The sequence below is a fragment of the Nonomuraea sp. CA-141351 genome (assembly GCF_050944675.1).
Lineage (GTDB): Bacteria > Actinomycetota > Actinomycetes > Streptosporangiales > Streptosporangiaceae > Nonomuraea.
On sequence record NZ_CP191982.1, the window covers coordinates 6395806 to 6410552 of the forward strand.

A 14747-nucleotide genomic window follows, 5' to 3' on the forward strand; every position below is an offset into this window, starting at 1 on the left:
TTCAAATCGCAACCATCGCGGGGAGGTGTCCAGGTGGACGTGACGCTCGGCCCTGGAGGCGGGTGGACTGACCCGACGTGTCCTGTCGCGCGCACGGTCGACCTTGTGGGCGACCGGTGGAGTCTGCTGATCATCCGCGACGCCATGAGCGGCGCATCCTCGTTCACGGACTTCCGCCAGCAGCTCGGGATCGCCCGCAACATCCTCACTGACAGGCTGCGCAGGCTCGTAGACCACGGCATTCTCACCACGAGCACCACTGCCGGCGGCAAGCGGCACGTGTACCGTCTGACCGACGCCGGCCAGGACCTCTTCACCACCATCGTGGCGCTTCGGCAGTGGGGTGAGCGCCACGCGTTCGCCGATGACGAGCCCCGCTCGATCCTGGTCGATCGCGACGGGAGAGAAGTGCCCGAACTGCTGCCCCGCGACCAGGACGACGAGCCCCTCTCCCCGACGACGTCGCGCGTCGAGAAGACCGGCTAACCCCGATGCCGGTTAGTCAACGCTTGGGGACGGTCTGGAGGGTGTCGGAGAAGACGTACCGCGGCGTCTCCTTGTAGAACTGGGCGAACTCCCGCTCGACGGCCGGGGCGCCTTCCTTGCCGAGATCCTGCGTCCAGGGCTTTTCCATCGCCTCATACAGCCGCCGCCCGAACAGGAACGCCGCGGTCCGGCGAACATGGTCGTTCGCCGCCTGCTGAAAGTCCTCGCCCGGGTCCAGAAAGTCCATGCCACCGTCGGGATCCTCGATATAGCCGTCGATCGAGGTGAAACTCATCGCAGGCAGGGCGGCCAATCGGCGCTTTTCTGAATGGACCGGGGCCGTTGGGTGCCGGACGGCCAGGCCGCTCAGCACGGATTCCAGGCCGAGGTGAAGCGCCGGCACGCGGCCCGCAAGCGGAGATCGCATCATGATCCTATTTCGTTCCGGTCGAGTAGGCGGCCCTCATGGACATGGTCGGCGAGATAGATCATGACGCCCTCGGGGTCCATCCCGAAGGTCGCTGCGACGAGTTCGGGGTCCATGGATCGCCGCCCTCGGTCACAGCCACTAGGAGCAGACGTCATGGAGCCGGTTCGAGCCGTTCACGTCCTCACCCTGGAGAACCAGGAGTGACGGAAGGAGCTCGGGACAGGCCTGACCGCTTTCCGGAGGTGAGTCAGGGGGTTGCGGTCTCAACGTAGTCGAGGTGAGCAGCGATGATCTCTTCGAACGCGGCGCGGCGGTCGGCTCCGAGGGGGCGGACGTCGCGGGCGAAGTGGGCCAGGGCGGGAAAGCGTTCGGGGTCGGCGCCCAGCACCGCGACGCGGAACAGTTCCATGCCCTGCTCGTACTCCTGGGGGGTGATCGTGCTGATTCCGGCCTCGGAGGCGATCAGTGAGGCCAGGAGGATCGCGATCCGGTGGTAGCGCGCCGGGATCTCCTCATCGGGCAGGCCCGAGGTTCGCAGGGCCTGCAACACCTCTTCCATGACCAGTCGGGAGCCGGTGCCGCTTGAGGCGTAGCGTCCCCAGATCGCGGCGAGTTGGGGCTGCCGGCCGAAGGCGTCTCTCAAGCGCAGGGCCACGGCGGTGATGCGCTGTTTCCAGTCGCCCTCGGGACAGTAGCCGTCCATGGCCGCCAGGAGGATCCGGTCGGCGATCGCGCGCAGCAGTTCGGTCTTGTCGCGGAAGTGCCGGTACAGGCTGGAGGAGTCGGTCCCGAGTGCCGCGGCGAGTTTGCGCACGCTGAACGACTCGGCGTCGCTCGTGCTCAGCAACTCCGTCGCCGTGTCCAGGATCTCGTCGGTCGACCAGCGCCTCCGGCCTGCCATTTCGCTCCTCTCGCCAACGCTCAGCATAACCTATGCACTTGGCGTTGCACGCACTGCGTGCATAATGGTTGCATCAGTGAGACGCCCCCGGTGCCCCTGCCGGGGAGGGGAGAAGAAGTCATGAGTGAGACCACTGCTGTCAAGCGGCCGCCGACGCCGGACTACACAACGCTGACGCCCGAGGAACTGATCGCCTGGCGCGACGCGGAGAACTTTTTCCGGATGTCCGACGCGGCCCGGGCGATCACCGGAGAACCGGACCTCGGCGCCACGATCGAATGGCAGCGGGTACCGCTGCCCGGCCGTGAACTCCCGGTGCGGGTCTACCGCCCGACACCCGAGTGCACCGGCGAAGCCGCCGGACGCACCGGTCTGCCCCTCGTGCTCCACGTGCACGGAGGCAGCTTCGTGGGCACGGCCGTACAGTGCGACTGGACCAACAGCCACCTCGCCACCCGACTGCCCGCGGTCGTCATCTCGGTCGAGCACCGCCTCCTGGACTCGGACACCCCGCTTTCAGCCGCCGTCGACGACGGCTGGGACGTGCTCCAGCACGTGCTGCAGAACGCCGAGCAGTGGGGCATCGACTCGACGCGTATCGCTGTGTTCGGCGAGAGCTGCGGCGCGTTGATCAGCGCCCTGACGGCGATCCGGGCTGGGGAGACCGGCCTGCCGCTGCGGGCACAGGTGCTGGTCAACCCGGCTGTCGACGTCACCGAAACAATGCTCGACTATCCCTCGATCGCCCAGTACGCCGACACCCCGACCACCTCCGTGCCGCAGCTACGCCTGTTCCAGCGGCTGGCCGTTCCACCCGGAACCGATCCGCGCGACCTGTCGCCGCTGTATGCCGACGACCTGAGCGGGCTGGCTCCCGCGCTGGTGGTGGTGCCGACCGCCGATCCGGTGGCCGATCACGGCCGCCGCTTCGCCGAACGGCTGCGGACGGCCGGGACGACCACGCGGCTCACCGAGTATCCCGAAGCACCACACGCGTTCCTGTCCATGCCGGGCGTGGTGGCGCAGGCCAAGGCCGCGCGGGCTGAGATCTGCGAATTCCTCCGAGCCGCCTTCGGCGCTTGAGGCGAAGCACCAGGCCACGGACCGGCTGACAAAGCTGCGCGTATGAGGCCGCGGGCGGCCGGGCTCAGTTGCCCACGCCGAGGTTGGACATGAACGCGGGCGGGTATCGGTCGCCGCGCGCCTCGCCCGGCGGTACCGCCTTCTCGATTTCGGCGAGGTCGTCCGCGGTGAGGTTCAGGTCCATCGCGGGCAGCGCCTCGGCCAGCCGCTCGCGGGTGCGGGCGCCGACCAGCGGCACGATGTCCTCGCCCTGTGCGGCCACCCAGGCGATGGCCAGCTGGGCGACGGTGCAGCCCTTCGCCTCGGCGACCCGGCGCAGCGCGTCCACGAGGGCGAGGTTGTGTTCCACGTTCCCGCTGGAGAACCGCGGGCTGAAACCGCGCATGTCGCCGGGGCCGGCAGTGTGGCCGGCGCTCCAGTGCCCGGAGATGAGGCCGCGGCTGAGGACGCCGTACGCGGTCAGGCCGATGCCGAGCTCCCGCAGTGTGGGCAGAACGTCCGCCTCCACCGCGCGGGACATCAGCGAGTACTCGATCTGCAGGTCGGCGATCGGGTGCACGGTGTGCGCCCGGCGGATCGTCGCCGCGTCGACCTCCGAGAGCCCGATGTACCGCACGTACCCGGCGTCGACCATCTCCTTGATCGCGCCCACCGTCTCCTCGATCGGTACCGCCGGGTCCAGCCGGGCGGGACGGTAGATGTCGATGTGGTCGGTGCCCAGCCGGGTCAGCGAGTAGGCCAAGAAGTTCTTCACCGCCTCGGGACGGCCGTCAGGCCCGCCGATCTCGGGGCCCGGCCCCCGTAGCATGCCGAACTTGACGCTCAGCTTGTAGCTGTCGCGATCCCGGCCCCGCAGCGCCTCGGCGAGCAGCAACTCGTTGTGGCCCATGCCGTAGAAGTCACCGGTGTCGATCAGTGTGACGCCGGCCTCCAGCGCGGCGTGCACGGTGGCGATGCTCTCCACCCGGTCGGTCGCGCCGTAAGCGCCCGACATCCCCATCGCGCCCAGGCCCAGCGCGGAAACGGCCGGTCCGGTGCGGCCCAGGGTTCGTATCTGCATCATGTTCTCCCTCGTTGTCGATGTCCTCCCCCACCCTGGGCCCGGGCCGGGACGGGCGAAAGCGGAGCGTTCATCATGGGAGAGCCGCTCCCTGGCTCGGCTCGCCGGCCGAGAGGCAGTATGAAGCCATGGACCGTGACCAGCTCGCCGACTTCCTGCGCCGCCGCCGCGAGGCGATCCGTCCGGCCGAGGTGGGCCTCGCCGACAGCCCCCGCCGCCGCACCACGGGCCTGCGCCGGGAAGAGGTGGCGATGCTCGCCGGCATGTCGGTGGACTATGTCGTACGCCTTGAGCAGGGCCGCAGCAGTCAGCCCTCGACCCAGCTGCTCGGCGCGCTGGCCCGGGCGTTGCGCCTGTCCGACGACGAGCGCGACCACCTGTTCCACCTGGCCGGCCACCGGCCCCCGCCCGCCGACGGGGTGGCCCGCCTGGCCCGCGCCGGCCTGATACGCATGCTCGACCTGCTCGGCGACACCCCGGCCCTGGTGCTGTCCGACCTGGGCGAGGTCCTCGCCCAGAACCGGGCGGCCGTCCTGATGACGGGCGACCACACCGGCTTCTCCGGCGACCGGCGCTACCCCGTATACCGCTGGTTCACCGAGCCCGCCGCCCGCGCCGTCTGCCCGCCCGAGGAGCAGGGGCATCAGGCCCGTCAGCTCGTGGCCGACCTGCGCGCGGCCGTCGGCCGCCGGTCCGGCGACCCCACGGTCACCGGACTCATCGACCGTTTGCAGGCCGCGAGCGCCGACTTCCGCCGGCTCTGGGCCGAGCACGAGGTGGCGGTCCGGCGCGCCGACCGCAAGACCATGCTGCATCCGCGGGTGGGCCGTCTGCTGATGGACTGCGAGACCCTGGTCACCCCCGACCAGGGTCAGCAACTCCTGGTGCTCACCCCGGCGGACGCCGAGACCCGCGAGCGGCTGGAGCTGCTGTGGGTGCTCGGCATCGAGGAGTTCCCCACGGGGGCCACGGACACGCCCGTACGGTGAAGCGGCCGGCCAGCCGGGCTTCCAGCGCGACTCCGGGCCCGTGCCAGAGTCAGCTCGTTCCCGGCCGGGTGAAGCCCATGGGGGTGCGACTGTAGGGAGCGATCTTGACGTCGGAGCCCGTTCTGGGCGCGTGGATCATCGTGCCTTTCTCGGGGTCGAGCACGATGCCCACATGGTCGGCGGTGCCATCACCGTTGTTGTCGAAGAAGACCAGGTCCCCGGGCTGCACATTGCCTTCAGGGATGCGCGGTCCGCGCAGCCACTGGTCGTGGGCGACCCGCGGGATGGCGATCCCCGCGGACTCGTACGCGCGCAGTGTCAGCCCGGAGCAGTCGAAGGAGCCGGGTCCTGTCGCTCCCCAGACATAAGGGTCGCCTATCTGCTTGAGGGCGTAGTCGATGACGGCCTGAGCGCGGGGGTTGGGCGCCAGGCTGTGAGCGTTCGGCGGGACGGCCAGTGAAGGCGTGCTCGCACCGCCGCCGCCACCACCGCCCCCTGCGTTGGCGCCGTACCCGTTGCTCTCACTGGTCGGCGCGCCGTTCCCGTTGTAGGACGCCAGCTGGGTTTTCGGGGTACGGGGCTGGAAGTCGGGGTCGGGGATCCAGCGCGTCCCGGACTTGTTGCCCGGGACGAAGTCCTGATCGCCGGGAGCGGGGATACCGGTGAAGAACCGCACCTCGCCGAGGTGCTTCCCGATCTCGTCGGTGGCCTGACGGAGGGCCTGGGCCGCCTTGTCTGTGTGCACCTTGGCCCGCTCGAGGGCATTGGACACCTGGGACCTGATGCTCGTCATCGAGATGGTGGTGCTGTCGGGGTCGTTGCGCTGCTCATCCAGCCAGGCGCGTTTCTCCCGGTAGAGGGCTTGGACCTCGCTCTTGGCCGTCTCCAGCGCGCTCCCCGCGGCATCCAGCTTGCCGGCGCAGCCGGTCAAGGCCTCACTCAGTGCCGTACCGGACTCGGGATATCTGGCCATGTACGTGGCGAAGTTTTCGGCGGCGACGCCGTTCCACGCGCTGTCCACCCTGTTGACCGCGCGTTTGATGACGCCGGTCTCCGTGGTGATGTTGGTCGCCGCCGTTCGCCATCGCCCCGAGATCTTGGTGATCTCGGCCTGGTCGCCGCTCAAGTTGTCGATGACGCGCTGGATGGGGCTGAGGTATTGGTCCCAGATATCCGTCACGCCTGCTCCGTCCGGGGAACGTCGGGGAGGTCAGCCTTGCGGACGTTGTCGACGACCCGGTGGATGGCCGCCTCGACCTTGGTCAGGTTCTGCTGGGCATAACGCACTTCGGCGTCGATCTTCACCTCGAAGTCGTTGACGGCCTTGACGAGCTTGTCAGAAAGGTCCTCGAGGTCACCGAAACAGGAGGTACTGACGCTCGTGGGACCATCCTCCGCCGCACTCTTGAACTGGTTCGCGACTCCCTTGGCCTTGGTCGCGCACTCCTCGAGCGTGTCGAAGTAGATCTCAAACCCTGCCACGTGAGCCACGCCTCTACTGTCAGGTCAACGTCAATTCGCCCGACAATCTAACACCCTTGATCTTCTGTCCCTCGACCATTCCCTACCTCCAATCTGCTCCCGCCGGCGGCCTACCGGTTCTGCCGCCGGCGGGAGATCATCGATGCCCCGGTCGGCCTGCGAGCGCGGCCCGCTCCGTCGAGGTCCTCGGCCTCGACGTCGGCGACCTCGTACGGGAGGCCAAACGCGGCCGGGCACGTCTCCGGTTCCGCGAATCCGGCACAAGCCGACGAGGTCCTCACCGACCAGCCTCAACACGCTCGCGCGTACTTGGTGACAACCAACTTGACGGCAGGCCGACGAGCGGCAGGTCCCGCACCTGCCCGGCCAACGGCACGTCGCTCACTTCATGTCACAGTCGAAGTGCGGCAGAGCGTGCCGCCGGCCGACGGTTTTTGGTCGTTTTCCACAACTGGGGCCGCATAGCGTGCACTGTCCACGACATGACACTGCCAGCCGATAGACGAAAGAGTGGACATAGTCGGGGACCGCCGTGTCGCCGCGCGCACATCGTCGATCTATAGGAGGCTCGGTCGGGTGTTCAGTCGTGTCGCCATCGTCAACCGTGGTGAGGCCGCCATGAGGCTCATCCACGCCGTACGGGACCTCGCCGCGGAGACCGGGACACCGATCGAGACCGTCGCCCTGTACACCGACGTCGACCGTACGGCCACCTTCGTCCGCGAAGCGGACCTGTCCTACGATCTCGGTCCCGCGTCGGCGCGCCCGTACCTCGACCTGAAGGCGCTGGAGCGCGCGCTGGTGGAGACGGGGGCCGACGCCGCGTGGGTCGGCTGGGGCTTCGTCGCGGAAGACCCGGCGTTCGCGGAGCTGTGCGAGAACATCGGAGTCACCTTCGTCGGACCGAGTGCGGAGGCCATGCGCAAGCTCGGCGACAAGATCGGCGCGAAGCTGATCGCCGAGGAGGTCGGCGTGCCGGTCGCGCCGTGGAGCCGCGGCGCGGTCGAGACCCTGGAAGCCGCCCTGGCGGCGGCCGCCGAGATCGGCTACCCGCTGATGCTGAAGGCGACCGCCGGCGGCGGCGGGCGCGGCATCCGCGTGATCATGAACGAGGGCGAGCTCGCCGACGCCTACGAGCGCACCAGCCAGGAGGCCGCACGGGCGTTCGGCAGCGGCACCGTGTTCCTGGAGCGCCTGGTCACCGGTGCCCGGCACGTCGAGGTCCAGGTGATCGCCGACGGCGAGGGCACCGCGTGGGCGCTCGGCGTCCGGGACTGCTCGGTGCAGCGGCGCAACCAGAAGGTCATCGAGGAGTCGGCGTCGCCGGTGCTCAGCGCTGTGCAGGCAGCCGAGCTCAAGACCTCGGCCGAACGGCTGGCCGTCGCGGTCGGCTACCGCGGCGCGGCGACCGTCGAGTTCCTCTACCACCCCGGCGACAAGCTGTTCGCGTTCCTCGAGGTGAACACCCGCCTGCAGGTCGAGCACCCGATCACCGAGCTCGCCACCGGGTTCGACCTGGTCAAGGCGCAGCTGCACGTGGCATCCGGCGGCAGGCTCGAAGGCGAGCCGCCGATGGAGCGCGGGCACGCCATCGAGGCCCGGCTGAACGCCGAAGACCCCGACCGCGACTTCGCGCCCTCCCCGGGCCGCATCGTGCGACTGGACCTGCCCGCCGGGCCAGGGATCCGCGTGGACACCGGCGTCAGCGAGGGCGACACCATCCCCGCCGACTTCGACTCGATGATCGCGAAGATCATCGCCTACGGCCGCGACCGCGACGAGGCACTCGGCAGGCTGCGCCGGGCGATGGCGCAGACCACGGTGATCATCGAGGGCGGCGCGACGAACAAGAGCTTCGTGCTCGACCTGCTCGATCAGCCCGAGGTGATCGATGCCAGCGCGGACACCGGCTGGATCGACCGCGTCCGCGGCGAAGGCAGGCTCGTCTCACACCGTCACTCCGGCGTCGCGCTGGCGGCCGCCGCCATCGAGGCCTACGAAGAGGAGGAACGCGCCGAGCGGCAGCGGCTGCTGTCGACGGCGTTCGGCGGGCGCCCGCAGGTGCAGCACGAGAGCAACCGGCCGCTGGATCTCAAGCTGCGTGGCGTCGGCTACCGCGTGCGCGTCGCCCGGGTCGGCGCGCATCGGTTCCGCGTCGGCGTCGAAGCGGGTGGCGACGTCCGCACCGCCGACGTCGACCTCGACCGCTTCGACCGGCACACCGGTCAGATCGTCGTCAACGGCGTCCGATACCGCCTCCTCACCGGCACACACGGGCCCATCCACCTGGTCGAAGTGGACGGCGTCACGCACCGGGTCAGCCGCGACGAGGGCGGCGTCGTCCGCTCCCCCGCGCCCGCGCTGGTCGTCGCCACTCCGGTGAAGGTCGGCGCCGAGGTCGACGCGGGCGCACCGGTGCTCGTGCTGGAGAGCATGAAGATGGAGACGGTGCTGCGGGCGCCGTTCAAGGCGCGGCTGAAGGAATGCGCCGTGTCCGTAGGCAGCCAGGTGGAGAGCGGTGCGCCGCTGCTGCGGCTGGAGCCGCTCGCCGGTGACGCCGCCGAAGCCGAGGCCACCTCGGCCGCCGGGTCCGTCGAGCTGGACCTGCCCGCCGCGCCCGGGACGATCCCGGCGCGCGAGCGCACCACGCGCGGCCAGGAGGACCTGCGCAGCCTGCTGCTGGGTTTCGACCTCGACCCGCACGACGAACGCCGGGTGCTCGACGACTACCTCGCCGCGCGCCGTACGGTCATCGAGGACGGCCACCGGCCGCTGGCCGAGGAGCTCGAACTCATCGAGGCGTTCGCCGACCTGGCCGAGCTGAGCCGCAACCGGCCGGCGGGCGAGGACGGCGGCGGCCACGTGCACAGCCCGCGCGAGTACTTCCACACCTACCTGCAGAGCCTCGACGTCGAACGGGCCGGGCTGCCCAAGACGTTCCAGGCCAAGCTCGCCAAAGCGCTCGGGCACTACGGTGTCACCGAGCTGGAGCGCTCCGGCGAGCTCGAGGCCGCGGTGTTCCGGATCTTCCTGGCCCAGCAACGCGCGTCCACCGACGCCACGCTCGTCGCGACATTGCTGCGCACCTGGCTGCGGGAGCCGCCGCCGGACGAGGCGCTGCGCGAGCCTGCCGGCCTCGCGCTCGAACGGCTGCTGGCCGCCACGCAGGTCCGCTTCCCCGTGGTCTCCGACCTCGCGCGCGGCGTGGTGTTCGCCTGGTTCGGCCGGCCGCTGCTGCGCCGCAACCGCGCCCAGGTCTACGCCGGCGTCCGCAAGCACCTGCGCCACCTCGACGCGCACCCGGACGCGCCGGACCGCGCCGAGCGCATCGCCGAAATGGTACGCAGCACCGAGCCGCTGGTCCGCCTGCTCGGCCAGCGCCTCGTCCGCGACGACCTGGACAACGCGGTCATGCTGGAAGTGCTGACCCGGCGCTACTACGGCAACAAGGGCCTCACCGGCGTCCGCACCAGCGAGGTCGCGGGCTGCACGTTCCTGATCGCCGAGCGCGCGGGCTCGTGCCTGGTCTCCTCCGCGGTGAGCTTCGAGACGCTGGGCAGCGCGCTGCGCGGGCTCGCGGAGCTGGCCGGCGGCGAGAACGCCATCGACGCCGACATCTATCTCGCCTGGGAGAGGCAGCCGGAGGACTCCGACGCGATGGCGGCCGCACTGCACGAGATCGTCAGCGCGCACCCGCTGCCCGACCAGGTCCGCAGAATCACCACCACCGTCGCGGGCCGCGGCGGGGCGGTGATGCACCACCACTTCACTTTCCGCCCGTCGGCCACCGGGATGACCGAGGAGCGGCTGATCCGCGGCCTGCACCCCTACATCGCCGAGCGCATGCAGCTGGAGCGGCTGAGCAAGTTCGACCTCACCCGGCTCCCGTCATCGGACGAGGAGGTCTACCTCTTCCAGTGCGTGGCGCGGGAGAACCCCTCCGACGACCGTCTCGTCGCGTTCGCGCAGGTGCGCGACCTGACCGAGCTGCGTGACCACGACGGCAGGCTGGTCGCGCTGCCGACGGCGGAGGACACCATCGCCGCCTGCGTCGACTCGATCCGCCGCGCGCAGTCGCGGCGACCGTCGAACAAACGCCTCAACACCAACCGGATCGTGATCTACGTCTGGCCGCCCAGCAACATCACCCACGCGGAGATCGAGATGATCGCCCGGCGCGTGCTGCCGACCACCGCGGGCGCCGGACTGGAGGAGACCCTGTTCATCGCGCGGCAGCGCAACAGGGAGACCGGCGAGCTGACCAAGATCGCCGTGCGCATCTCTCTCGACGCCACCGGCGGCACCCAGGTGACCGTCGGCGAGCCGTCGAACGAGCAGATCGAGCCGATCGACGACTACCGGCAGAAGGTGCTGCGCGCGAGCAGCCGCAACACGGTCTACCCGTACGAGCTGACCGGCCTGCTCGGCGACTTCACCGAACACGACCTCGACGACGACCACACACTGGTCCCGGTCGACCGGCCGAAGGGGCGCAACACCGCGGCGATCGTCGCAGGTGTGGTCACCACGCCGACCCGGCGGCACCCGCAGGGCGTCACCAGGGTCGTGCTGCTCGGCGACCCCACAAAGGCGCTCGGTGCGCTGTCGGAGCCGGAATGCCGCCGCGTGATCGCCGCGATGGACCTGGCCGAGCGGATGCGGGTGCCACTGGAGTGGTACGCGTTGTCGGCCGGCGCCCGGATCTCGATGGAGTCGGGCACGGAGAACATGGACTGGGTGGCCGCGGCGCTCAAGCGGATCGTCGAGTTCACCCAGGACGGCGGCGAGATCAACATCGTGGTCGCGGGCATCAACGTCGGCGCTCAGCCGTACTGGAACGCCGAGGCGACGATGCTCATGCACACCAAGGGCATCCTGGTGATGACGCCCGACTCGGCGATGGTGCTCACCGGCAAGCAGTCGCTCGACTTCTCCGGTGGCGTGTCGGCCGAGGACAACTTCGGCATCGGCGGCTACGACCGGGTGATGGGACCGAACGGGCAGGCCCAGTACTGGGCGCCGAACCTGGCCGCAGCCCGGGACGTGCTGATGTCGCACTACGACCACACCTACATCGCACCCGGCGAGCACGCGCCGCGGCGGGCGGAGACCACCGACCCCGTCGACCGCGACATCTCCGACTTCCCACATGCCGTCGAGGGCAGCGACTTCACCACCGTCGGCGAGATCTTCTCCACCGCGGCCAACCCGGACCGCAAGAAACCGTTCGACATCCGGACCGTGATGCGAGCGCTGTCCGACCAGGACCACCCGGTGCTGGAACGCTGGGCGGGCATGGCCGACGCGGAGACCGCGGTCGTGCAGGACGTACACCTCGGCGGCATGCCAGTGTGCCTGCTCGGCATCGAGTCCCGGGCGGTGCCGCGCCGCGGCTTCCCGCCCACCGACGGCCCGGACACCTACACCGCGGGCACACTGTTCCCGCGGTCGTCGAAGAAAGCCGCCAGAGCGATCAACGCGGCCAGCGGCAACCGGCCGCTGGTGGTGCTGGCGAACCTGTCGGGCTTCGACGGCTCACCGGAGTCCATGCGCAAGCTGCAGCTGGAGTACGGCGCCGAGATCGGCCGCGCGATCGTGAACTTCCGCGGGCCCATCGTGTTCTGCGTGATCTCGCGGTACCACGGCGGCGCATTCGTGGTGTTCTCCAAGGCACTCAACCCGAACATGACCGTGCTCGCCCTGGAGGGCTCGTTCGCCTCGGTGCTCGGCGGCGCCCCCGCCGCCGCCGTGGTGTTCACCGGCGAGGTCAACGCCCGGACCGCGGCCGACCCGCGCGTGCGGGACCTGGAGGCCCGCGCCGCGGCCGCCTCCGGCGCCGACCGCGCCGCGTTGACCGCAGAGCTGGACGAGCTCCGCTCGTCGGTCCGCGCGGAGAAGCTCGGCGAGGTGGCCGCGGAGTTCGACCGCGTGCACAACATCCAGCGCGCGGTCGAGGTCGGCTCCGTCGACGCCGTCATCCGCGCCGCGGAGCTGCGCCCACGGATCATAGAGGCCATCGAGTCCCGCCTGCGCGGACAGTGAGGCGCTCTGGTGACAACCTCCTGATGGCGACCGAGACGCACCGCTGGCGGCATCATCCCCAGCCCGCTGCAGCGCTGGCGGGGAGGTCGGTTGTGGCCTCCCCGCCCGACGCCCGGCTCAGATCCAGGCCATGTTGATCGTGCGTTCGAAGTTGACGTATCCGGCGCGCTCGAAGGCGTTCGCCATCGGAGTGTTGCCGAGATCCGTGGCCGCCCGGATGCGCGGGACGCCCTGCGCGATGAGGATACGGGTGCCTTCGGCAAGGATGTCGTCGATGTAGCCGTTGCCGCGGTGTGCGGGCAGTACGGCGAGGTAGCCGATGATGGGGTTGTAGTCGTTGCGGGCCGGGGTGACGAACCCCACCGGCTCGCCGTCCGGCAGCGTCGCGATCCGCCACCAGTCCCGCGGGCTCCGGTAGTGCGCGAGTTCGTCCTCATAGTGTCTGACGGCCGCCTCGCGGGGGGACATCCGGGTCAGGTCGTCTCTGCTGTGCGCGTCGAGCGTCCCGTCCAGGACCAGAGTCATCAGGGCGAGGATTTCCTCGGTGTCGCGGACCGGCCGGAACACCAGGCGCCCGCTCGGCGCGGGGACCGGCGTTCCGGGGCGCCACTCCAGACGCAGTCGTTCGACGAGCAGGCGGCCGCCGTTCCGTTCCAGGGCGACCATGCGGTCCTCGACGACGCGCTCGGTCGCCCCAGCCTCGCGCCAATCGGGTGGGACGATGCGGCTGTACCCGGGGGGACGGGTGCCCGCTGGGACGACTTCGGCCATGGCGGTCCGCAGCAGTCGCACGCCGATGTCCACGCGGTCGCGATCCGCACTGCTGTTCGCCGGCCCCCGCGCAATCCCTTTTGCGATCATCAACCCGAGCCCGTCTGAGGACCGCCCAGGAACTCCAGGTCACGCACAGCTACTTGGCGACGGGTCCAGAGCTGATGGCGGCCTGTCACCGCGCCCTGATCGGCCGCCCCTGACATCCGCGGCGGCCGATCCGCGGCACCGCGACCGACCACGAACTGAGGTCGATGACGTCGCCCTATGGACGATCGAACCTCACAGGCATCCCCTCGCCGATAGGAAGACCTGGACAACTTCCCTCGTGAAGGTGTCCGGGACCAAGGTGCCGTGCCGCAGGGTCGGCGCCGGTCCGAGGCATATTTGTTGGATTTCGGCTCAAGCCGCGGGGACTGGCCAGGCTCTTCTCGATCCGGTCAGTTGCTTTTCAGAAGGGGTTGCATCTTGCCCGTCGCCACGTAACGTCCCGAGCAGCGACCCTCGCCGCGGGAGGAGAGATCGGTATGTCCGACGATGAGGCACGGCGCGTTTTCCAGGTGGTCGACTCGTTCGATCCCGGCAAGTTCGTGCAGTTGCTGGCGGAGGACGCCAGGATGGTGTTCGGCAATGCCGAGCCCATGGTGGGACGCAACGCCATCGCCGAGGGGCTGCGGATATTCTTCGCGACCATCGCGGGCCTCGCGCACAGGCTCGTCAGAACGTGGCAGGTCGACGCCGACACCATTGCCGAGACCGAGGTGACATACCGGCGCCTCGACGGCAAGGACGTCAGCGTCGTGGCCGTGTCGATCTGGCATACCCGCGACGACGGTCTGATCTCGGACTACCGCATCTTCGTCGACCTGGCGCCCGTCTATGCGGTGTAGAGCCACGTCTACCACGGCGTCGGTACTGGTGAGGTCGCCTATTCAGCTGTCGCGAGTTGTCGGTTGCGTGGGACCTGCTGGTGACCTTCACCTCTACCCGCGATCCGCCTGACATGCCTGCGCGGGCATGTCAGGCCGTGCGATCGAACGCATACCCGCAGAACGTGAACGTCGCCTGGTCGTAGTCCAGCAGACGGACCCTACGCCTGGTCCTGCCCGGGGCTGTGCATGATGCGGTGGATGGTCGAGCGGCCGACGCTGTACTCCTCGGCCGGGTCGGCTCGGGGCACCTTGCCGGTGGCGTAGCGGCGTGCGTGATCACCCGCAGTTCCCTCCTCTCCGGCCGAAGCTACTGGCGCCCGGCGCCCACGCCGCACGCCCGGCCGGGCGGAGCGAGCGGCGGGCCGTGCGGCGGCTCGGAGCGCCGTCGCCTTGATACCTAAGAGATCAATTCGGCAGGGTGCTGGGCACCTGCTGACACCTATGTAATCCGTACGGCTGGATCCGTATGGTCGGTGATGTTGAGCGGGACTATCATCCGCCGACAGCGCTGATCTGGCTTCGTTCACGAGATTGGGCGCCAGATGTTCGCGACTTTCGGCGCCACGTTGCC

11 protein-coding genes are annotated in these 14747 nt (G+C 69.6%); 5 read left to right on the forward strand and 6 right to left on the reverse strand.

Annotated elements, in window-relative coordinates:
• The first annotated feature begins 33 nt into the window (after nt 1-33).
• A complete protein-coding gene (locus ACQPWU_RS30315; protein ID WP_433427457.1) occupies nt 34-486 on the forward strand; it encodes a winged helix-turn-helix transcriptional regulator in 453 nt (150 codons plus the stop codon).
• Between the two features lie 16 nt (nt 487-502).
• Here ACQPWU_RS30315 and ACQPWU_RS30320 read toward each other — a convergent pair whose 3' ends face one another.
• Complete coding sequence (locus tag ACQPWU_RS30320; RefSeq protein WP_433427460.1) at nt 503-916, reverse strand: dihydrofolate reductase family protein; 414 nt, start codon at nt 914-916, stop codon at nt 503-505.
• Between the two features lie 247 nt (nt 917-1163).
• Nucleotides 1164-1817 carry a TetR/AcrR family transcriptional regulator gene (locus tag ACQPWU_RS30325; RefSeq protein WP_433427462.1) on the reverse strand — a complete coding sequence of 218 codons (654 nt, stop codon included), beginning with the start codon at nt 1815-1817 and terminating at the stop codon, nt 1164-1166.
• A 120-nt stretch (nt 1818-1937) separates the two neighbouring features.
• Between ACQPWU_RS30325 and ACQPWU_RS30330 the strand changes: the two genes are divergently transcribed.
• Nucleotides 1938-2900 (forward strand): alpha/beta hydrolase, encoded by a 963-nt coding sequence (locus ACQPWU_RS30330; protein ID WP_433427464.1) that lies wholly within the window; start codon nt 1938-1940, stop codon nt 2898-2900.
• Nucleotides 2901-2964: 64 nt separating this feature from the next.
• On the opposite strand, the gene ACQPWU_RS30335 is transcribed toward ACQPWU_RS30330, so the two are convergent.
• Complete coding sequence (locus ACQPWU_RS30335; RefSeq protein WP_433427466.1) at nt 2965-3963, reverse strand: aldo/keto reductase; 999 nt, start codon at nt 3961-3963, stop codon at nt 2965-2967.
• A gap of 125 nt (nt 3964-4088) precedes the next feature.
• Between ACQPWU_RS30335 and ACQPWU_RS30340 the strand changes: the two genes are divergently transcribed.
• Nucleotides 4089-4949, forward strand: coding sequence for a helix-turn-helix transcriptional regulator (locus ACQPWU_RS30340; protein WP_433427469.1), 861 nt, complete (start codon nt 4089-4091; stop codon nt 4947-4949).
• Nucleotides 4950-4998: 49 nt separating this feature from the next.
• On the opposite strand, the gene ACQPWU_RS30345 is transcribed toward ACQPWU_RS30340, so the two are convergent.
• Entirely contained in the window at nt 4999-6129 is a 1131-nt protein-coding gene (locus tag ACQPWU_RS30345; RefSeq protein ID WP_433427472.1) for an NlpC/P60 family protein, read from the reverse strand.
• A complete protein-coding gene (locus tag ACQPWU_RS30350; RefSeq protein WP_433427474.1) occupies nt 6126-6431 on the reverse strand; it encodes a hypothetical protein in 306 nt (101 codons plus the stop codon). The genes ACQPWU_RS30345 and ACQPWU_RS30350 overlap by 4 nt, the downstream gene beginning before the upstream one ends.
• A gap of 576 nt (nt 6432-7007) precedes the next feature.
• On the opposite strand from ACQPWU_RS30350, the gene ACQPWU_RS30355 reads away from it, so the two are divergent.
• Nucleotides 7008-12473 (forward strand): carboxyl transferase domain-containing protein, encoded by a 5466-nt coding sequence (locus ACQPWU_RS30355; protein ID WP_433427477.1) that lies wholly within the window; start codon nt 7008-7010, stop codon nt 12471-12473.
• A gap of 117 nt (nt 12474-12590) precedes the next feature.
• Here ACQPWU_RS30355 and ACQPWU_RS30360 read toward each other — a convergent pair whose 3' ends face one another.
• Nucleotides 12591-13277, reverse strand: a complete 687-nt coding sequence (locus ACQPWU_RS30360; RefSeq protein ID WP_433427479.1) for a GNAT family N-acetyltransferase — start codon at nt 13275-13277, stop codon at nt 12591-12593.
• Between the two features lie 494 nt (nt 13278-13771).
• Between ACQPWU_RS30360 and ACQPWU_RS30365 the strand changes: the two genes are divergently transcribed.
• The gene (locus tag ACQPWU_RS30365) at nt 13772-14134 is read left to right on the forward strand and encodes a nuclear transport factor 2 family protein (protein WP_433427481.1); all 363 of its coding nucleotides are present in this window, start codon (nt 13772-13774) and stop codon (nt 14132-14134) included.
• Nucleotides 14135-14747 lie beyond the last annotated feature (613 nt).

Excerpts from the sequence above, each read along its gene's own strand:
- ACQPWU_RS30320 (WP_433427460.1), bottom strand. The coding sequence starts at position 916 with ATGATGCGATCTCCGCTTGCGGGCCGCGTGCCGGCGCTTCACCTCGGC.
- ACQPWU_RS30325 (WP_433427462.1), bottom strand. The coding sequence starts at position 1,817 with ATGGCAGGCCGGAGGCGCTGGTCGACCGACGAGATCCTGGACACGGCG.
- ACQPWU_RS30330 (WP_433427464.1), top strand. The coding sequence starts at position 1,938 with ATGAGTGAGACCACTGCTGTCAAGCGGCCGCCGACGCCGGACTACACA.
- ACQPWU_RS30335 (WP_433427466.1), bottom strand. The coding sequence starts at position 3,963 with ATGATGCAGATACGAACCCTGGGCCGCACCGGACCGGCCGTTTCCGCG.
- ACQPWU_RS30340 (WP_433427469.1), top strand. The coding sequence starts at position 4,089 with ATGGACCGTGACCAGCTCGCCGACTTCCTGCGCCGCCGCCGCGAGGCG.
- ACQPWU_RS30365 (WP_433427481.1), top strand. The coding sequence starts at position 13,772 with ATGTCCGACGATGAGGCACGGCGCGTTTTCCAGGTGGTCGACTCGTTC.